Origin of the sequence: Anaeromassilibacillus sp. 1001302B_160321_C8 (genome assembly GCF_015554745.1) — a bacterium.
In the GTDB taxonomy this organism is placed as follows: domain Bacteria; phylum Bacillota; class Clostridia; order Oscillospirales; family Acutalibacteraceae; genus Anaeromassilibacillus; species Anaeromassilibacillus stercoravium.
In genome coordinates this window covers 47,857-66,968 of the sequence record NZ_JADNJD010000001.1, presented here as the reverse complement: position 1 = coordinate 66,968, position 19,112 = coordinate 47,857, and the positions used below count along the sequence as shown (strand labels likewise).

The 19,112-nt window shown below is 54.1% G+C and carries 15 protein-coding genes; 4 read left to right on the top strand and 11 right to left on the bottom strand.

Annotated features, from left to right (window positions below):
• Window positions 1-14: 14 nt before the first annotated feature.
• The 10 genes from I2E77_RS00295 to I2E77_RS00250 all read right to left on the bottom strand — a co-directional run bounded on the left by I2E77_RS00295 (window position 15) and on the right by I2E77_RS00250 (window position 13,789).
• Window positions 15-1,322, bottom strand: coding sequence for a phenylacetate--CoA ligase family protein (locus tag I2E77_RS00295; protein ID WP_087229776.1), 1,308 nt, complete (start codon window positions 1,320-1,322; stop codon window positions 15-17).
• A 264-nt stretch (window positions 1,323-1,586) separates the two neighbouring features.
• Entirely contained in the window at window positions 1,587-3,320 is a 1,734-nt protein-coding gene (locus I2E77_RS00290; RefSeq protein WP_195450391.1) for an ATP-binding protein, read from the bottom strand.
• Window positions 3,321-3,395: 75 nt separating this feature from the next.
• Window positions 3,396-4,082: a response regulator transcription factor gene (locus I2E77_RS00285; protein WP_087229771.1), complete on the bottom strand. Its 687-nt coding sequence runs from the start codon at window positions 4,080-4,082 to the stop codon at window positions 3,396-3,398.
• A gap of 87 nt (window positions 4,083-4,169) precedes the next feature.
• Window positions 4,170-4,835 (bottom strand): phosphate signaling complex protein PhoU, encoded by a 666-nt coding sequence (phoU, locus tag I2E77_RS00280; protein WP_087229768.1) that lies wholly within the window; start codon window positions 4,833-4,835, stop codon window positions 4,170-4,172.
• Between the two features lie 86 nt (window positions 4,836-4,921).
• Entirely contained in the window at window positions 4,922-5,680 is a 759-nt protein-coding gene (gene pstB / locus I2E77_RS00275; protein ID WP_087230288.1) for a phosphate ABC transporter ATP-binding protein PstB, read from the bottom strand.
• 15 nt (window positions 5,681-5,695) lie between these two features.
• Complete coding sequence (pstA, locus tag I2E77_RS00270; RefSeq protein ID WP_191521199.1) at window positions 5,696-6,568, bottom strand: phosphate ABC transporter permease PstA; 873 nt, start codon at window positions 6,566-6,568, stop codon at window positions 5,696-5,698.
• Window positions 6,558-7,916, bottom strand: a complete 1,359-nt coding sequence (pstC, locus tag I2E77_RS00265; protein ID WP_087230285.1) for a phosphate ABC transporter permease subunit PstC — start codon at window positions 7,914-7,916, stop codon at window positions 6,558-6,560. Before pstC ends, pstA begins: the two co-directional genes overlap by 11 nt.
• A 124-nt stretch (window positions 7,917-8,040) precedes the next feature.
• Window positions 8,041-8,946: a phosphate ABC transporter substrate-binding protein gene (locus tag I2E77_RS00260; RefSeq protein WP_087229762.1), complete on the bottom strand. Its 906-nt coding sequence runs from the start codon at window positions 8,944-8,946 to the stop codon at window positions 8,041-8,043.
• A gap of 313 nt (window positions 8,947-9,259) precedes the next feature.
• Window positions 9,260-12,013, bottom strand: coding sequence for a preprotein translocase subunit SecA (secA, locus tag I2E77_RS00255; protein ID WP_191362735.1), 2,754 nt, complete (start codon window positions 12,011-12,013; stop codon window positions 9,260-9,262).
• Between the two features lie 822 nt (window positions 12,014-12,835).
• Window positions 12,836-13,789, bottom strand: a complete 954-nt coding sequence (locus I2E77_RS00250) for a hypothetical protein (RefSeq protein WP_195450390.1) — start codon at window positions 13,787-13,789, stop codon at window positions 12,836-12,838.
• A gap of 296 nt (window positions 13,790-14,085) precedes the next feature.
• On the opposite strand from I2E77_RS00250, the gene I2E77_RS00245 reads away from it, so the two are divergent.
• From I2E77_RS00245 to eutH, 4 genes are all read left to right on the top strand, one after another.
• Window positions 14,086-14,265 (top strand): YlcI/YnfO family protein, encoded by a 180-nt coding sequence (locus tag I2E77_RS00245; RefSeq protein WP_191395435.1) that lies wholly within the window; start codon window positions 14,086-14,088, stop codon window positions 14,263-14,265.
• A complete protein-coding gene (locus I2E77_RS00240; RefSeq protein ID WP_195450389.1) occupies window positions 14,262-14,594 on the top strand; it encodes a hypothetical protein in 333 nt (110 codons plus the stop codon). The genes I2E77_RS00245 and I2E77_RS00240 overlap by 4 nt, the downstream gene beginning before the upstream one ends.
• Before the next feature lie 226 nt (window positions 14,595-14,820).
• Window positions 14,821-16,611 (top strand): aminopeptidase P family N-terminal domain-containing protein, encoded by a 1,791-nt coding sequence (locus tag I2E77_RS00235; protein WP_195450388.1) that lies wholly within the window; start codon window positions 14,821-14,823, stop codon window positions 16,609-16,611.
• Window positions 16,612-16,615: 4 nt separating this feature from the next.
• Window positions 16,616-17,728, top strand: a complete 1,113-nt coding sequence (gene eutH / locus I2E77_RS00230) for an ethanolamine utilization protein EutH (RefSeq protein ID WP_195450387.1) — start codon at window positions 16,616-16,618, stop codon at window positions 17,726-17,728.
• A 230-nt stretch (window positions 17,729-17,958) separates the two neighbouring features.
• Here eutH and I2E77_RS00225 read toward each other — a convergent pair whose 3' ends face one another.
• Complete coding sequence (locus I2E77_RS00225) at window positions 17,959-18,972, bottom strand: hypothetical protein (protein WP_195450386.1); 1,014 nt, start codon at window positions 18,970-18,972, stop codon at window positions 17,959-17,961.
• Window positions 18,973-19,112 lie beyond the last annotated feature (140 nt).

Here is a 19,112-nt window from a genome sequence, read left to right as displayed (position 1 = left end):
ATTCCCATGTTCGCTTATTCCTCCGGCTCGTTGCGCAGGTCCAGGATGCGTTTTGCCTTGCCCTGGAAGCGCTCCAAGCTCTTGGGTTCGGCCAGCGTGACCTTTGTCTCCAGGCCAAGGACGCTCTTCAGGCGGTCGTGGATCTTATGCTGCAACGCCTCCAGCTCGCCATAGCTCTGCAACAGTTCGCCGTTGCTGAGCTCCACTTTGACCTCCAGGGTATCCAGGAAGTTCTTCTTGCGCACGATCAGCTGATAGTGCGGGCCGACATGCTCCATCCCCACCAAAACGCTCTCGATCTGCGACGGGAATACGTTGACGCCCTTGATAATCATCATGTCGTCGGTGCGCCCCATCACCTTATCCATGCGCGCGTGGGTGCGTCCGCATGCACAGGGCTCATAATTGATGCGGGTGATGTCCTTGGTGCGGTAGCGCAGGACCGGCATTCCTTCGCGCGACAGCGTGGTGACCACCAGCTCGCCCACTTCACCCGGCCCCTTGCGCTCAAGGGTATCCCGGTCGATGATCTCCGGCAGGAAGTGGTCCTCCGCGAAGTGCAAGCCGCAGCGCAGTTCGCACTCGCCGGAAACGCCCGGGCCGCCGAGTTCGGTCATGCCGTAGTTATCTGTTACAAACATATGTAGGTTCTTTTCGATCTGCGTCCGCATCTCTTCGGTGCAGCCCTCGGACCCCAGCAGGCCGATGCGCAGCTTGTATGCGCTGGCGGGATACGGGGATTCCTTGACCATCTCGCCCAGATACAGCGCATAGGACGGGGTCGCCACCAACCCGGTCACGCCAAAATCGCGGAACATCATCAGCTGCTTCTGCGTATTTCCGGAGGATGCCGGGATAACCGTCGCACCCAGCTTTTCCAAGCCGTAGTGCAGGCCCAGCGCCCCGGTAAACAGGCCGTAGCCAAAGGAAATCTGGATGATGTCCTCATCCGTCACGCCGGAAGCCGCCCCGATGCGGGCGATCAGCTCCGCCCAGGTGTCGATGTCCTTCTTGGTATACACGCCGACCGTGGGCTTGCCGGTGGTCCCGGAGGAGGCGTGGATGCGCACAATATTTTTCATTGGGCACGCCATCATGCCAAAGGGATAATTGTCGCGGATGTCATCCTTTGTGGTAAAGGGGATATATTGGATATCCGACAAGGTTTTTATCTTATCGCCGGTAACGCCGGCTTCTTGCAGCCGCTCATGATAAAACGGGATGTTATTGTAGCAATAATCCACCATCTTTTTCAGCTTTTGCAGCTGTAGCGCCTCAATATCTGCGCGGCGCATGGTTTCCACGTCTTTTTGATAAAACATGGATCGGGTACACCTCCACACAACAGCCGCTCCAGGAAAAACGGCGGGGGCCGTGCTCCGTCGTTTGGTGGAGGCGATGCTGTAAAATTTACCGCACCAAAGGCCAGCTCTGGTGCGGTTGTCTTTTGTTATTTTAACTCTTTTTCCGTCGAAATGCAACCTGCTTTTTGTGGAAGGCATACGGTTTCGAGCAATGTGTGCAGTTTCTTTAACGCTTTTTGGTGATATAGTACAAAAGCAAAGGGAAATATCACCACACACTCCTTATTTTTCCTTTTCTTTTGGTGCTAACGGCAAGCAAATCGTGAAGGCAGTCCCCTTTCCGGGCTCGCTCTCCACCCCAATTTCCCCGCCGTACAGCGCTACCAAATGCTTGACAATGGAAAGGCCCAAGCCCGTGCCGCCGATCTCCCTGGAACGGCTGGTATCCACGCGGTAAAAACGTTCGAATAAGCGCGGGAAATGCTCTTTCGCAATGCCAATCCCTGTGTCCTTCACCCGCACCACAGCGGTCTGACGCTGGCGCTGCGCCGTGATGAACACGCTGCCGTCCTTGACGTTGTATTTGACCGCATTGTCGATCAGGTTCCCAAAGAGCTGCTGTAAGCGTGTCGGCGTACAAGCCACATAGAGCTCCGGATCGGCATCGATATGCATGCGGACATGGTTCTCCTGGCCGAGCGACTTTGCGCGCTCCACACAGGCTTCCAGCGCCTCTTTCACATTGCAAGGGCGCATGGAGGGGTCGTCCTTGGCGTTCTCAATCTGGGAGAGCACCAAGAGGTCGTCAATTAAATGGGTCAGGCGGTCTGTCTCAATATCCAATACATCATAAAAATACCGGCGTGTTTCCTCATCGCGGTCCGCGCTCTTCAGAAGCTCGATGCTGCCGCGGATCGAGGTCAGCGGCGTTTTGAGTTCATGGGTGACATTGGAGACAAACTCACTGCGCATCTGCTCCATTTTCCGCATGTGCGTCACATCGGAAAGGACCACCAATGCCGAACCTGTGGGCCGCGCCTCCATCGGCGCTGCATAAACGGTATACCGCTTATCCTCCGGCAAATTGATCCATTCGTCATTGATCGGTTTTCCGGCACAGATCGTTTCTTGCAGCAGGGCGGAAACTTTTGTCAGCAGAAGGCTACCTTCCAGATGGTCCCCGACCTGCATCGACGGGCAGTGGAGCAACTTGCGTGCGCTCTGGTTGAGGAAAAGCACTTCCCCGCCCTCGTCTACTGCAAGAACCCCGTCATTCATCCCCTGGAGGACCCCTTCCAACTGTTCCTGCTTTGTCTTGAGAAGGCTCACCGCGTGTTCCGTACTGTCTGCCATCTGATTAAACGCCTGGGCCAGCTCTGCAAATTCATAGCTAAATTTCCCTTCCACCCGGATGGAAAATTCGCCGTCCGCCAAGCGGCGTGCTGCAACGCTCATCCGTTTGACTGGTTCGCTGATCCACGTGACAAAAATGCTCGACGCCATACACACCATCACAATACCAAACAGCATACCGAGCCCTGCATCCATCCACATCTGCTGGATTGTCTCCTCCAGCGCGCCTGTAGGCAACGCCGCACGCAAATAATATTGCCCTACGTGCCGCGCCTCATAGTAATATTGTGTTCCCACGCTGTTGCTCTTTCGCATATCATACCCAACACCCTCTTCACGCGCCTGTAGGATCTCCGGGCGGTCTGCGTGGTTTTCTGTGATCTCCCGCCCCTCGCTATCCCCCAGGACGTTTCCTTCCTCATCCAGGATGGTGATGCGGATGGGCAACCCCGCCTCTTGCAGCGCTTCCCCCAAAGCAGAAGCTTCTTTTTCCGGATCTTCCAAATCCTCTATCTGTGTAGAAAGCACCGCCAGCGCGGTATCCAATTGCCTGGTGAACTCCCGCTCGTATTGATTTTGTACTAGCAATGTGGCTGTCAAAAAGGCGGCTACAAAGCCTACGACAATTATGATGATGTTGCACAGCATCATCCGCTTTTTCATTTTGCTGTCCCCTCTGCTTGTCAGATAAATACGATGTAAAAAAAGTGGCACACCCCAAAAGGCATGCCAACAATTTTATTCGGAAAACCGGTACCCAACGCCGCGCACCGTCTGGATTAAGACCGGATGATCCGGGTCATCTTCTACTTTTTGCCGCAAATAGCGCACATGCACATCCACGGTACGGGTGTCTCCAAAATATTCCACACCCCAAACTTTATCCAGCAGGCTGTCGCGTGTGAGCACTTTCCCACGGTTTTTCATCAACATTGCCAGCAGGTCAAACTCTTTGGCGGTTAATTCGATTTTTGTTCCATTCTTTGTAACCGTATGGCGCGCGATGTCCACTTGCAGCGTGCCGGCTTCCAACTTCTGCTCCGGCTCCTGGGAACGCGCCGTCCGGCGCAGAACCGCCCGCACACGTGCGCAAAGCTCTTTGATCCCAAACGGCTTGACGATATAATCGTCCGCGCCGAGCTCTAAGCCCAACACCTTGTCAATCTCTTCCCCGCGCGCCGTCAGCATCAGGATCGGGATATCCCGTGTATCTGCATCGGACCGCAGCGTACGGCACACTGCCAAGCCATCCGGCGGAGGCATCATCCAGTCCAGGATAATAACATCCGGCTTCCGCGCCTTTATCCCGGCCAAAAGCGTCTCCCCATCTGCAAACTCAGCGGATTCGAAGCCGCTGTCCTTTAAGCCAAACGCAACCAGGCGGCGAATATTTGGTTCGTCGTCTGCAATATATACCAAAGGCATAAAATGCCCCTCTCTTTCTCTGCGCGCTTCCGCACAACAACTATGTATGGGGCGGCCAGGGGATGCCCTGCCGCCCTGCAAGCGAACTCAAACGACTTTTGTATTGAGGTCCGGATGCACGCCAGTCTCCATATAGATGACCCACTCCGCGATATTGGTCGCATGGTCTGCCATACGCTCCGCATACTTCGTGATGAAGATCAAATCGACGTCACACATAACATTCTGCGGGTTCTCCGTGATGATCCCGCAAACTTCCAGGACAATCTTGGAAAACATGGAATCCACATTGTCGTCCGCCTTGCAGATTTCCCGCGCCTTCTCCACGTCACGGCTCAGAAATACATCCAATGCGCCGCGGAACATATCATGCGCCGCTTCCATCATCTGTACCACATGGGACAGCGCCAAACTGCTCCGGTCAAGCTCAGCGATGGTGAGAATGTCGCAAATATCTGCGCACTGGTCAGCCTCACGCTCCATATCGGTCAAAATCTTCAAACAGGCCGCAATCGTACGCAGGTCGCTGGCGATCGGCTGCTGCAACGCAATCAGATTCATGCACATCTGCTCAATCTTATGCTCTTCGCCGTCGATCTCACCGTCGCTAGTCGCCACATATTTCGCCTTTTCCATATCGAGCGTACGCAGGGCATCGATCGTCATCTGAATGCGCCCGTCCACCTTGTTCCCTAATTCAGTCATCGAGTGGATCAGATCGTTAATCTCACGGTCAAATAGTTTTCTTGCCATAATTCCAATCTCCTACGTTTATAATACACAATAAATTTGCCTTATTTAGATATTATACAGCAAATCCGCTGAAAATGGAAGAAGAATTAACCGAAACGGCCGGTGATATAGCGCTCTGTCCGTTCGTCCTTAGGCTTATTGAACATGGACAGCGTATCGGAATATTCCACCAGTTCCCCTAAGAGGAAAAACGCCGTGCGGTCGGCAATACGGGCCGCCTGCTGCATATTATGCGTAACAATGACCACCGTATACCGGTCGCGCAAGTCATCCATCAAATCTTCAATCTTAGAAGTAGAAATCGGGTCCAGGGCGCTGGTCGGTTCGTCCATCAGGATGACATCCGGCTCCACCGCCAGAGCACGCGCAATGCACAGGCGCTGCTGCTGGCCGCCGGACAAGCCGAGCGCGGACTTCTTTAGGCGGTCCTTTACCTCATCCCACAGAGCGGCGCTCCTCAGGGATGTCTCCACAATTTCATCGAGCTTCTGACGGTTCTTGATCCCATGGACGCGCGGCCCATAGGCGATGTTGTCGTATACCGTCATCGGGAATGGATTCGGCTTTTGGAATACCATACCGGCCCTGCGGCGCAACAAGGTCACGTCCGTACGCGGGTCATAAATATCTTCCCCATCCAAGGTCACCAAACCAGTGATTTTGCAATTATCCACCAGATCGTTCATCCGGTTTAATGTCTTCAAGCAAGTGGATTTTCCGCAGCCGGAAGGTCCGATAAACGCGGTAACCTTATTGGCTGGAATTTCCATATTGATCCCTTTCAGGGCATGAAAGTCCCCATAGTAGAGGTTTAGATCCTTCATTACAATTTTACTATTTCCCATTTCCATTGTATGTTCTCAACCCTTCTTTACAGCTTTGGTAACTACTTTTGTCAAACAATTTAGAAGGAATACCAAAATCAGCAACACCGCTGCGGTGCCAAATGCAATATTCATCGCATCCGGTGTAGAAGCCTCGCGTGCTGTCTGATACAAGTGCAATGTCAGTGTCCGGCCGCTTGTCATAATCTGGCGGAAGAACCCTCTCGGCATGCTATAGCCGATACCCGAGGTAAACAGCAAAGCGGCACTTTCGCCCACAATGCGCCCGACAGCCAGGATGACCGCCGTCAATACGCCCGGCATTGCGCAAGGGAGCACAATGCCCAAGATCACACGCAATTTCCCTGCGCCAAGCGCCAGGGCCCCTTCCTTATAGCTACTCGGCACCGACAGCAAAGATTCCTCTGTTGTGCGCACGATGGTCGGAAGGATACAGATCGCCATCGTAAGGCAGCCCGCCAAGATGGACACCTGCAAACGGAATAGAATACAAAACACGGTGTAACCAAACAGGCCAAAAATGATCGATGGGATACCGGAAAGCACTTCCGTTGTAAAACGGATGGACCGGACAAGCCTGCCCTGCTTGGCATACTGGGTTAGATAAATTGCAGAAGAAATGCCGATTGGAACTGCGATCAGCAGCGTAATCACAACAATGTACAGGGTATTGATAATCATCGGCAAAATACCCTTTTGATCCGGGTTCATTTCCGAATACGGTGTGGAGATAAACTGCCAGGTGATGTAAGGGACGCCATTCACCAGGATATATCCCAGAATCCCAACCAGGACGACAACCGTAATCCCTGCCGCCAAATTGATCAGGACCTTCAAAAAAGTGTCTTTGGGGCGGCTGTGCTTGCAATAAAGTGAATTAGTTGGCATCCATCTGCACTCCCTTCTTGGAGATATACGTAAAGCTGATATTGACAATCATGATGAAGACAAAGAGCACCAGGCCGATTGCAAACAGCGCCTGACGGTGCAGGCCGGTCGAATAGCTCATCTCCATCGCAATGCCCGTGGTCAGGAAGCGTACCGAGCCCAACAGGCGCGGCATATTGGGCACATTGCCCGCCACCATAATGACCGCCATGGTTTCGCCGATCGCACGGCCTACACCCAGGATCACGCCGGAGAGGATACCGGATTTTGCCGCCGGGACAGTCACTTTAAAGATCGTCGTGGTCGGCGTAGCACCCAAAGCCAAGGACGCCTCCCGGTAAGAAACCGGAACCGCGCGCAAAGCGGTCTCCGAAACATTGACGATGGTTGGGAGGACCATAATCGCCAAAATGATAATGGCCGCCAACAGGCTGTCGCCCGTTGTATGCCCCTGGAAGGGCGGGAACGTACGGATTGCCGGCACAATCACCAACATACCGAAGAAGCCATAAATTACAGAAGGGATGCCCGCCAAAAGCTCGACTGCCGGGCGCACAATTTTTGCCAAGATCGGGTTTGCCGTCTCCGAAAGGAAGATCGCCGTCAGCAGGCCGACCGGCACACCGATGATGATGGCGCCTATCGTGCCCACAATCGACGAGAGAATCATGGGCAAGATCCCAAAAATTTCTGAACTTGCTTCCCATTCCGTACCAAACAGGAAATTGCCCACGCCGATTTCTGCCAACGCTGGGGCGCCGGAAACAATGATATAGATGGTGATGACTGCCACCGACCCCACGGACACACAGGAAAACACCTTAAAAATCGACTGCGCCAAGCGTTCTGTGCCTTGGGTCCAAAGGGACAGAATGGCACCAGCGATACCAAACGCTAATGTACAGAGGAAAGGCCAAAGGTACTGAATTTCGATCTCACTAATATTCAGGGAAGTAACCGCGGTTTGAATATTCGAAGTTGTAATCAGGGAAACCAGGGGCGTGACGCCGGCAAGGATATAAGCAACGCCAGCCCAAACCGGCTTTCTAACCAAAAGAAGCACAATGCCAGCTAACGCTAACACCACGCCCGCGATGACTGCAATGCGGGTAAGTAAAGGGATTGTTACCAATCCGCTCATCTGCGGCCCGTAAACCATCATACCACGGACCGTAGCTAGCTGCAAACCGGTCAACGGATAGGATGTATCTCGAAATACAAACCGAATGTAAGGAAAAAAGAAAGAAACAATGATCACCGCACTCAAGGCAATCGCCACAATCGTTTTGACCCGGTTGGCAATCGCTCGCTTTTGTTCAACATGTTCATCAGTCAAAGATGTCTGCATCAGCAGGTCCTCCATTCTTTATTGAGCCCCATTTGTCAAACTCCTTTGGATGCAGCAAAATGCTTCGGCACCCAAACCGAGCGCCGGAGCATTTCATACGGAGCAAGCGCTCCGGGGCTATTTTTTATTGTGCCGGTACAAGCCCTACATCCGAAATGATCTGCTGTCCTTCGTCGGAGTATACAAAGTCAAACCAAGCTTTAATCAGCTCGCTGTCAGAGCCCTTCTTATAGATCTGGATGAACGGACGCTGTGCCTTGTAGGAACCATCAATGATGTTTTCCTCTGTAGCTTCTACACCGTCAACCTTGCAAGCCGTGATGGAATCGTTTACAGAGTCGAGGGAAACGTAGCCGATTGCAGACGGGTCAGAACCGACCTTGGAGACAACCTCACCGGTGGAAGTAACTTCCGCTGCATATTTGCAGTTGCCTTCGCAACCAAAGATGGATTCGAAACCGTCTCTCGTGCCGGAAGCCGCTTCACGGCCGATCACGGTGATCGCCTGGTCATTGCCGCCGAGATCTTTCCAGTTGGTGATTTCGCCGGTGAAGATCTGCGTAATCTGCTCGCTGGTCAACTCGGTGACCGGGTTATCCTTGTTGACTGCAATCGCGATGCCGTCGATTGCGATCTGGTTGATTTCAAACTGATCCGGGTTTTCTTCATCCTTCAGGTTTCTGGACAGGTCGCCGATCAGGGCTGTGCCGGAGTTAACAGCTTCCGGTGCATCGCCGGAACCATTGCCGCTCTTCGTCACGGTCACATCCGGATATTTCGCCATAAATGCTTCGCCAAGTGCCTGGCAAACCTTCGCCATCGAGGTGGAACCATTCAGCGTGAGGTCGCCGCTCAATTCTGTGGTCGCTTCCTCAGAGGAAGGTGCTTCCGCATCGTCGCCCGCCGCATTGTCCGCTGCCTGGGAAGACGGAGTCTCGGACTGTCCCTCTACTGCAGAGCTGCATCCAACGAACGCCATACTCGTGCACATCATAGCCAGTACCATTAGAATCGAAAGAACTTTTTTCATGTTTCATTGCTCCTTACATTTTTCTTCATGGTTTCTTTAAGTACGAGCTTATTCTATCGGCGGAATGTTAAAAACAGGTTAAGCTTAGTTTAGATCAAAATAAAATTAATATGCATTTTTGAGCCATGATTTAACCAGTGGTCGTCCTGTCCAATTGCTTGAAAAATCCCTCTATTTATGTGTGAAAAATGACCGATCCTCTCCGTTCTTGGCATAAAAAAATCCCCTTGGAATCCCGGAACCACCGGTTATTCCAAGGGGTAACTATGCCATTTCTTTTTACAAAACGGTTAAACGCGCTTAACTTAATCCATCAATTCTGAGGATGGTATTCTGCGCAGGTGCACTTCTTAAACTTCTTGCCGCTCCCGCAGGGGCAGGGATCGTTCGGGCCGATCTTCTTGCCCTTGCGCACAGGCTGGGCGGTATCGGTGCCGTCGGCGCTGGTTGCAGTGGGCTTCGCCACCTGCTCGCGCTTCGGCTCCTCCTGCGTGCGCAGCTGCACGGTGAGCATCATGCGGGCGGTGTTCTCGCGGATGGTCGCGATCATCTCGTCGAACATATCGAAGCCTTCCAGACGGTATTCCACAACCGGGTCACGCTGGGCATAGGCGCGCAGGCGGATACCCTTCTGCAGCTCTTCCATCGCGTCGATGTGGTCCATCCACTCGCGGTCCACGTTCTTGAGAAGGATGACGCGCTCCAACTCGCGCATGACCTTGTCGCCATACGCCTGCTCACGCGCTTCGTACTGTTCCATGGCCTTCTTTGTGAGTTCATCCTTCACAAAGCCGGGTTCCAGCTTCTCCATCTCGGTCTCGTCATACTGCAAATCGTCCGGGCCGATCAGCCAGCCCATATAATGCTCGCGCAAGCCGTTCAAATCCCAGTCGTCGCGCAGGGTTGCAGCGGGCAAATATTTGTCCACCTGCGCCTCGATCGCCTGCTCGATCATCTTGACAATCTGGTCGCGCAAATCCTCGCCGTTGAGCACCTGGTCGCGCTGGCCATAGACGATCTCACGCTGGCGGCTCATGACGTCGTCGTACTGCAAGACGTTCTTACGGATGCCAAAGTTGCGGCCCTCGATCTTCTTCTGGGCGCCCTCGATGGTCTTGGTCAGCATGCCCGCCTCAATCGGCGTATTTTCATCGACTTTGAGCGTATTCATCATCTGCGTAATGCGCTCGCCGCCGAACAGACGCATCAGGTCGTCCTCCAGGGAGATATAGAACCGGCTCATGCCCGGGTCGCCCTGACGGCCGGCACGGCCGCGCAGCTGGTTGTCGATACGGCGGGATTCATGGCGCTCCGTACCGATGATATACAGGCCGCCCGCCTCGCGGACCTCGTCGGCCTCGCCTTTCGTCTCTTCTTTATATTTGTTGTTGAGCTCCTGGAAGGTCTTGCGCGCCTCCAAAATCTCTTCATTATCGGTATCCGAATGCGCATCCGCCTCGCTGATGAGCTCCTCCGGGTACTGCATACGGCGCATTTCCGCTTTCGCCATATACTCGGCGTTGCCGCCCAGCATGATGTCCGTACCACGGCCGGCCATGTTGGTGGCGATGGTCACCGCGCCCTTTTTACCGGCCTGTGCGACGATCTCCGCTTCCTTATCGTGGTACTTTGCGTTCAAGACCACGTGCTTGACGCCGCGGCGTTTGAGCAATTGGCTCAGCCGCTCGGACTTTTCGATGGAGATTGTGCCGACCAGCACCGGCTGGCCCTTTTCGTGGTGCTCGACGATGTCATCGATGACCGCATTGAACTTGCCCTGCTCCGTCTTATAGACGACGTCCGGCAGATCCTGGCGGATCATCGGGCGGTTGGTGGGGATCTCAATGACGTCGAGCTTATAGATCTCACGGAATTCGTCCTCTTCCGTCATTGCCGTACCGGTCATACCGGAGAGCTTTGTATAGAGGCGGAAGAAGTTCTGGAAGGTGATGGTGGCGAGCGTCTTGCTCTCGCGCGCAACCTTGACGCCTTCCTTGGCCTCGATCGCCTGGTGCAGGCCCTCGTTGTAGCGGCGGCCATACATCAAACGGCCCGTAAATTCATCGACAATGATGACTTCCCCGTCTTTGACCACATAATCGATGTCGCGCGTCATCACGCCGCGCGCTTTGATCGCCTGGTTGATGTGGTGCTGGAGGGTGATGTTGTCTGCGTCGGTCAAGTTTTCTACATTAAAATACGCTTCTGCCTTCTTTACGCCGGACGGGGTCAGCGTTGCGGTCTTGGCCTTTTCGTTGACAATATAGTCCGCGTCTTTATAGAGCTCGTCGTTGTCCTCTTTGGTATCCAGGTCGGCGACCTTGACCATATGGAGCGTCTGCGCAAATGCATCCGCAATGTTATACAGCTCGGTGGACTTGTCCCCCTGGCCGGAAATAATCAACGGGGTACGCGCTTCGTCGATGAGGATGGAGTCAACCTCGTCGACGATGGCGAAATTGTGCCCGCGCTGCACTTTGTTTTCCTTATAGATGACCATGTTGTCGCGCAGGTAGTCGAAGCCGAACTCGTTGTTCGTACCATAGGTAATGTCGGCATTGTAAGCCCTCTGGCGGGAAGCATTGTCCATATCGTGGGCAATCAGGCCGACCGACAGTCCAAGGAAGCGGTACAGCTTGCCCATCCATTCGGAGTCGCGGCGGGCCAAATAGTCGTTGACGGTAACCACGTGGACGCCCTTGCCTGCCAAGCCGTTCAAATACGCGGGGAGCGTCGCCACAAGCGTTTTACCTTCACCGGTCTTCATCTCGGCGATGCGGCCCTGATGGAGCACGATGCCGCCGATGATCTGCACCGGGAAGTGGCGCATCTGCAGCACGCGGGCGGAAGCCTCACGGCAGACGGCAAATGCGTCGGGCAGGATGTCGTCCAACGTTTCGCCGTTGGCCAAGCGTTCCTTTAAAGCAGGGGTCTGCGCCTGCAAGTCCTCGTCGCTCAGCGCTTTGTATTTTTCTTCAAGTGCGAGCACTTTGTCGCAAAGGGGCTGGATGCGCTTTAACTCGCGCTTGCTGTAGTTGCCAAAGAAGGCTTTGAGAATATTACCCATGAACGTTCACCTCAAAATGGTTATAAAAAACCGATTATTCATCTCAGTATTGAGCATACGGGTGTTATTATACCATAGGTACGGGGAAAAGGAAAGAACAAATCGTGAATTGTGACCAAAGAATTGACAGGGATTTTGCGGAAACACGTTTATAAGAAAAGATTCCAGGCGTCTGCGCTTGCTTGAAAGCGTTTCTTGATATTGCTTTTATCTTCCTTTTATTCTATTATGATCGTGAATCCTATGTTTCTTGTTAACAACACCGTGTGATGAAACAATTACTGGAGAATGTGATGCGACTATGAAAAAGCACCGAAACCGATGGGTTTGTTTTATCCTGAGCATCTTGATCGTATCTGCTGCTGTGCTCGCCTGGGTTTTTCATCAAAACCGGATGGAGAATCTCTATGGAAATGGGATAAGTCCGATTTCTGAAGAACAGGTTCCCGATTTTCTCGCGGGAAAACCTGCCTATGCAATGGGGGTCAATTCCAAAGGTATGCCGGTCTTTGAAGACCCGGACGCCGCCTTTGCGGAAGCCACCATGGATTTTCAGACGGGCATCGCCGCCATTCAGGAACAATTCGATTTGGAACCCTTCACCCCTTCAAATTGGGAACCATGCAAAACCTATGGCGCGCAGATTCCCACAGAGGATGAAACCCTGCGGGAGGAATGCATGCAAGTGTCCATTTTTTGGATTTCTATGAAAACAGCTTTCCAAATACATAAGGTCAAAAGCCTGCCCTGCTCTTTTGCAGGACAGGCTTTTCCATCCACAATGATACAATTCTCTAGGAAGCAATCTTCACAGAGTAAAAACTATACGCTTTGTCCATGTGGAAGCTCCGAAAACGCATTCCCTTCTTTGACGCCCGTGACCGTCCCGTCGTAATACGCATAAACCGCATCCCCCATTTGCGTGGTGTGCGACAGCGTCAAATCGCCTTCCAAAACGGTTCCCGTTGCGGAATCCATGTGGGTACAATGATAGACCGGTTCCACCTTTTCCGGGGAAGCATAGATATACCGATAGCCGTGCAGCTCCTTCGTGATGACCTCCGAAGGGGTTTCGATTTCCGCCACATCTTCCAAATCCCGGCTGAAAACGGATGCCTCCAGGGACATGCCGTCCTGCTTTTCAAAACGAATCTCCTGCAACGCCTGTTGCCCCTGCCCGTCCGTCAGCAACGCATAAAGGGAAAAGCCGTCCATTCCCCATGCATTTGACCCTTCCGGCCGGACGCCCTCTTCCGGCAACAGTTTCACTGGGAACTCCAAATGGATTTCCACTTCCTCCCCGCCGGCAACCTCTCTTTCCACCGGGGTTTCCAACCATTTTGTTGCATTGCAGGGAATGGTCCCATCCGGGGAAAGCTGCTGGGATGTACTCTGCCGGAGCACGCGGTTTTCTGCAAAGCCCTCTTCTACATTGTCCGAATCATCCTCCGGCAGGAGAACATACTCCACAAATTTGACATCCGGGTTTCCGGAAAGAAAAGAAATATGTTTGATCCCACTCGTCAAAGGCTCTACAGAAAAGGAGTATGCTACCTCGCCAGCGGCTTGTCCGGTTTTGCCCAGAAGCACCGGCTCCGACATTTGCGTGATTTTCAAAAGGGCACTGGGCGCTTCGTCCGATTGCTGTTCAATATCCTTGTCTCTGGGCATTTCTCCGGAAAAAGGTTCCTGGGAGTCATGGAACAGCGGAAAGGCCGCCATCACGCCCACAAGAAATGCCATGGCCACGCCAATAAAAAACCGTTTTTGTTTCATCCTAATCTCCCTGCCTTTCCAAATATAGACTTTGCCAAAGGGTGCCAAAAGATTTCAAACATTCTCTAATTAAATTATAAATTAGAATTTTAACTCTGTCAATTTCGTGTAAACAACTTTCACCGATTGTCAAGTAAAAATTTTTGTGGGGGACTCTATTCCATTGTGAATGAATCCCCATTGCCGAAAATATAATACATTTGTCGCACATCCTGTAGCACAATTGTGATGCATACAATCCCTCATTTCCATTGCATAATATTCTTATAAACAATTGCGCCGTGGGAGTCCTGTGCATGAAACGGTTTCAAATTCCCTCCATTCCATCCACTACAAACAAAAGCATCCGATTTCCAAACAATCTGATCGAACAAGTGGAAGAAGAGATCAAGGGGACAAACTGCACCTTCTCTGCATTTGTCGTCGAGGCGGTCCGCGTGGCCCTGGAAGAAACCCGGGAGGCCGATTCAAAATGATCTATCTTTCGCAAAACCTCCGCTTCCTGCGCAAGGCCTTTCATTTCCCCCAATGGCAGGTTGCACTCTGGTTAAACGTGGAGCGCTCTTCCTATACCTATTATGAGACCGGCCGTACCCTGCCGCCTCTTCTTATATTGCTCAAGCTCGCGTGGTTCTTCGAGGTCTCCCTGGACGGCCTCGTCCTGACGGACCTTGCCAAAGCCCCGCCGGACTACCTCCCCGCCTGCGTGCAACCCTCGGAAACGACCGCCGAAGTGGAATCCCAGGAGGACGCCCCGCCAAAACCGCGCCGGGGCCGGAAGCGCAAAAAGCGCACAGCCTCCTAATTCATTTGTTTATTCCTCCTTAGCCGCCTTCGGGCGGCTTTTCTTTTGCCCGTTTTCCATCCCACAGAAACGGCTCTTTCGAACGCCCATGCCTGCGCCGGTATGGGCGTTTTCTTCCACAAGTAGTTTCCCCTCTTGCATAATGCACGATGAGAGGATAGAATGGGGAAGGGAAAATGGATAAAACCAAATTACACTTTATTTTATATGGAAAGAGGGAGTTCCCATGAAAACAGTCCCAGAACGCATTGCGGCCCTGCGCGCTGCAATGAAGGAAGCAGGGGTCGACGGCTTTTTAATCCCGTCCTCCGATCCCCATATGAGCGAATATTTGCCCGATTCTTACCAAGCGCGAAGCTGGTTCTCCGGCTTTAACGGCTCGGTCGGCACGTTGGCCGTCACAGCGGACGCCGCCGCGCTTTGGGTGGATGGCCGCTATTTCATCCAGGCGGAGCGCCAGATTGCGGGCAGCGGCATCGAACTGATGCGCATCGCGCAGAAAGGCACGCCGGAAATCCCCGCATGGCTAGCAGACACGCTTCCGGAAAACGGCGTGATGGGTGTGGACGGCATGGTGACCGCCACATCGACCGTCGAAAAACTGAACAAAGCCTTTGAAAAGAAGCATATTTCGATCCGCGATATCGACTTCGTCACGCCGCTGTGGGAGGGCCGTCCGGCCGCGCCTGCAACCCCCGCGTGGCTGCTCGATGTGAAATACGCGGGCAAAACCGCGGCGGAAAAGCTGGCCCAGCTCCGCGAAAAACTCCAGGAAAAGGGCGCAAATGCCATGCTGGTTTCCCGCCTGGACAGCGTCGCCTGGCTTCTGAACCTGCGCGCGGACGACATCGCCTGCACGCCGGTCGCCATGGCCTACTGCCTGGTCCTGCCGGACAGCGCCACGCTGTTTATCAACCGGAGCCGCCTGCCGCAGGAGGCCCAGTACGCGCTGGCCAAAGAGGGGGTGCAAACTGCCGCCTATGAGGACGTTGCAAACGCCATCGCCGCGATTGACCAAATGGTGACCGCGCTCTATGAGCCCGACGGGTTGAACTATACCCTGTACAACGCCTGGAAAGCGAATCCGAACGTCACCCTTCTGGCGGGTGAGGAACCGGTTCAGCAGCTCAAGGGCGTTAAGAATGAGGTCGAGATTGAAAACATCAAGAACGCCCATGTGAAAGACGGCGTTGCCATGGTGCGCTTCCAGATGGCCTTGGAGGACAAGATGGCGCGCGGGGAAGCCGTAACCGAATGCGACGTAACGGAGATGCTTGCCACCCTGCGCCGGGAGCAGCCGCTCTGCCTGGGAGAAAGCTTTGACACCATCCCCGCCTATGGCGCCAATGCCGCGATGATGCATTACCACGCTGTCCCGGAGACCTGCGCCACGCTGGAGCCTCACGGGTTCCTGCTGGTGGATTCCGGCGGCCAATATCTGGACGGCACGACGGACATCACGCGCACCTATTCGTTGGGAGAGCTGACCGACGAGGAAAAGACCTACTACACCTGGGTGCTCAAATGCCACATTGACATCGCCAAGGTGATCTTCCTGGAGGGCTGCACCGGCGGCAACCTGGATATTATCGCGCGCAGCCCCCTGTGGCAGCACGGGATCGACTACCGCTGCGGCACCGGCCACGGCGTTGGCTTTGTCGGCGGCGTACATGAGGGCCCGCAAAACCTGCGCACAAACAACCACGCTGTTTTCCAGCCCGGCATGACCATCACGGACGAGCCCGGCGTTTATGAGGAAGGGAAAATCGGCATCCGCATTGAGAACGAGCTGGTCTGCAAGGAGTGGGACACCACAGAGTACGGCCGATTCCTCTGCTTTGAACCGATCACGTATTGTCCGATCGACACCCGCCCGGTCAAGGTGGAACTGCTGGACGACGCCGAACTGACGTGGCTGAACAATTTCCATGAGACCGTATACCGGACCCTGGAGAGTTCCCTGAACGACCGGGAGCGGGAATGGCTAAAGGCCGCCTGCGCGCCGCTCACCCGGTAAGCGCATGAATGCACTGATTGCAATCCTGCTCCTTTTTGCCCTTCTGGGCGCAGTCGATAAGATCATCGGCGGCAAACTGGGGGTTGCCGAAGAATTCGACCGTGGTCTGGCCGCCATGGGCCCGCTCTGCCTTTCCATGTCCGGCGTGTATTGCGTGGCGGTGGCCGCGCTGGGGTCCCATCCGGAGATCCTCTCCGCCTGGGGAAGCGTCCTCCCGTTCGACCCCTCGATCCTGGCGGGCGCGCTGCTCGCGCCGGACCTGGGCGGCTATCCGATCGCCAGCCAGCTTGCGGCCACCCCCGCGTTAGCTGCCTATTCCGGTGCGATGCTCTCCTCCCTGCTCGGCTGCCTCATCAGCTTTGTCCTGCCCACCTCCCTGGGAAGCTTGGAAAGCCACGAAGTGGGAGGCTTTATGCGGGGCATCCTCTGGGGGATTGTGGCCATGCCCGCCGCCCTTGCCGTGGGCGGGCTGCTGGCCGGATTGCCAGTCCCCTCGCTGCTCGCCAACCTATGGCCGGTGCTGCTTCTCTGCGCGATCCTCTGCCTGGCGCTGCGGTTTGCCCCGCGCGCCTGTATCCGGGTCCTCTCTGGGCTTGGACTGTTCGTCCGCGCTGCGGGCATCGTGCTCTTCTGCATTGTGGTGGCGGGCGTATTCGTGCCCGAATGGTCGATGGTCCCGGACACGCTCGTCTTTGAAGCGCTGACCATCGCCTTGAAATGCACGGTCGTGGTTTGCGGATCGACCGTCGCCTGCGGGCTGCTTCTGGCCCACTGCGGCGGGATCGTGGACAAGCTGGCGGGCCGCTTGGGGATGAACCGGTACGCGGTCGCCGGCTTGTTTGTCAGCGTTGCGTCCAGCCTCTCCATGCTGCCGCTGTACAGCCGGATGGACCCACGCGGGAAAGCCGCAAACGCTGCATTCGCCGCAACGGGCGCGTTTGTCTTCGGCGGGCAATTGGCGTTTGTCTCCAGCGTATCCACGGGAAACGTGGTGGCCGCTTATGTGGCCTGTAAGCTGGTGGGCGGCATATTGGCGGTATGGTTGGCCATGCATTTTACAAAAGGGGACGAGCTTCCAGCAGAAAGAGCCACGGAACCGGCGCCGGTTTGCAAATGACGTTCCATTGGCGGCTCATCAGCCATCCTATGGGCAACCCTCCAGGTTTTGATCGTTTCTGGCAGGAGGTTCCTTGCATACAAGTTTAAGCATAAAGACAGCGGCCAGTCCCGTTTGGGGCTGGCCGCCGGTTTTTATCTGTTTCCTTTTCCCGGATACAACTCCATTGCCTGGTCTTACCAAAAGAGAACGGAATGCCTATTTTTATAGTGGCCAGGAATGGAACATCCCTATACCTGTTCCTCCCATTCTTCGACTTTTTCAAAGGCAAAAAACAACTCCGCAGGAATCTTTACGGTGTCCGGCGGGACCGCTGTCTCGATCACACTCCCCCGGAGCGGAAGGCCGTGCGTTCCCGTTGCCCGATCCGGTTTTAATCTCATCCCCAGCAAAGCAGAACTCCCCCTGTGTTCTTCCGGGCGGGATCTCAAATATTCCTTGGAATAGAATTGCAGACTCATATCCTTGCTGCATTCGTATTCAATCCCGACATAACACATTCCCTTTGGACAGCTTTGTTCCAAGGCTTCAAAGCAATTGCGTTTGACCTGCTGCAATTGTTCCGGTGAAAGGCCCTCTGTATATCGCGGATGGTTGAATTGTTCTTCCAACTCGTTCCATACATCGATCAACGTAACACGATTGATATAACACGCTACTGAATCTCCGGAATGGTCCAAGAAACGGAACGAGCGGCTTTTCCCCACCGTTAACGTGACGGTTTTTTCCAGGATATGCTGGATGGGGTCCGGCCTGTGCCGGATGGTGACCGGCGTTTTCTCGGAAACGTTTGGCAACGTCTGCCGATCCGCAATCTCCAGGGTGACCAGCTGCAAACGCTCCCATGCCATGTGCTTGAGCCATTCGGGGACCACCCAGCCGGCGCTCATCATAGCAAGGAAGAGTTGGACATTGCCGTAATCCAGGAAAGAATCCATCAAAGGGCCGCTCGAGCCCCCTTGCACCTGTAACCGCTCCTTGCCCAAATAGATGTCGCTACAGTGCAAATAGCAAACATCCGGGTTTCCCTGCTCCTTGAGGATTCTTCTATGATTCCGGATTCCCTTTCTCCGACGCCGCCCATGTTCGGATTCCTCATATGGTTCCAAGATATAGAGCTTTGCTTCGTCCGCCAGGGTCATGCCAACCATGTGATATTTTTTACCCTTGCGTTCGATGGTTCTTCCAATCACCCGAATCTCTTGCCATGTTTGATGGGCTTCTTCTAAGGTTCGAAAATCCATTCTCCTATCTCCCAGCAGAATTCGATTGTCTGTGCGTTCATTGTAGCATAGCCGTTGACACCTGTCCACATGGCGCCTTTCAAGCGGAAACCGTCCGGCTTCGAAGACTGCTTTTAAGCGCCAGTGTAAAAGCCAAAGGA

Coding starts and splice junctions, on each gene's coding strand:
- I2E77_RS00295 (WP_087229776.1), bottom strand. CDS start 1,322: ATGTTTTATCAAAAAGACGTGGAAACCATGCGCCGCGCAGATATTGAG.
- I2E77_RS00290 (WP_195450391.1), bottom strand. CDS start 3,320: ATGAAAAAGCGGATGATGCTGTGCAACATCATCATAATTGTCGTAGGC.
- I2E77_RS00285 (WP_087229771.1), bottom strand. CDS start 4,082: ATGCCTTTGGTATATATTGCAGACGACGAACCAAATATTCGCCGCCTG.
- phoU (WP_087229768.1), bottom strand. CDS start 4,835: ATGGCAAGAAAACTATTTGACCGTGAGATTAACGATCTGATCCACTCG.
- pstB (WP_087230288.1), bottom strand. CDS start 5,680: ATGGGAAATAGTAAAATTGTAATGAAGGATCTAAACCTCTACTATGGG.
- pstA (WP_191521199.1), bottom strand. CDS start 6,568: ATGCCAACTAATTCACTTTATTGCAAGCACAGCCGCCCCAAAGACACT.
- pstC (WP_087230285.1), bottom strand. CDS start 7,916: ATGCAGACATCTTTGACTGATGAACATGTTGAACAAAAGCGAGCGATT.
- I2E77_RS00260 (WP_087229762.1), bottom strand. CDS start 8,946: ATGAAAAAAGTTCTTTCGATTCTAATGGTACTGGCTATGATGTGCACG.
- secA (WP_191362735.1), bottom strand. CDS start 12,013: ATGGGTAATATTCTCAAAGCCTTCTTTGGCAACTACAGCAAGCGCGAG.
- I2E77_RS00250 (WP_195450390.1), bottom strand. CDS start 13,789: ATGAAACAAAAACGGTTTTTTATTGGCGTGGCCATGGCATTTCTTGTG.
- I2E77_RS00245 (WP_191395435.1), top strand. CDS start 14,086: ATGAAACGGTTTCAAATTCCCTCCATTCCATCCACTACAAACAAAAGC.
- I2E77_RS00240 (WP_195450389.1), top strand. CDS start 14,262: ATGATCTATCTTTCGCAAAACCTCCGCTTCCTGCGCAAGGCCTTTCAT.
- I2E77_RS00235 (WP_195450388.1), top strand. CDS start 14,821: ATGAAAACAGTCCCAGAACGCATTGCGGCCCTGCGCGCTGCAATGAAG.
- eutH (WP_195450387.1), top strand. CDS start 16,616: ATGAATGCACTGATTGCAATCCTGCTCCTTTTTGCCCTTCTGGGCGCA.
- I2E77_RS00225 (WP_195450386.1), bottom strand. CDS start 18,972: ATGGATTTTCGAACCTTAGAAGAAGCCCATCAAACATGGCAAGAGATT.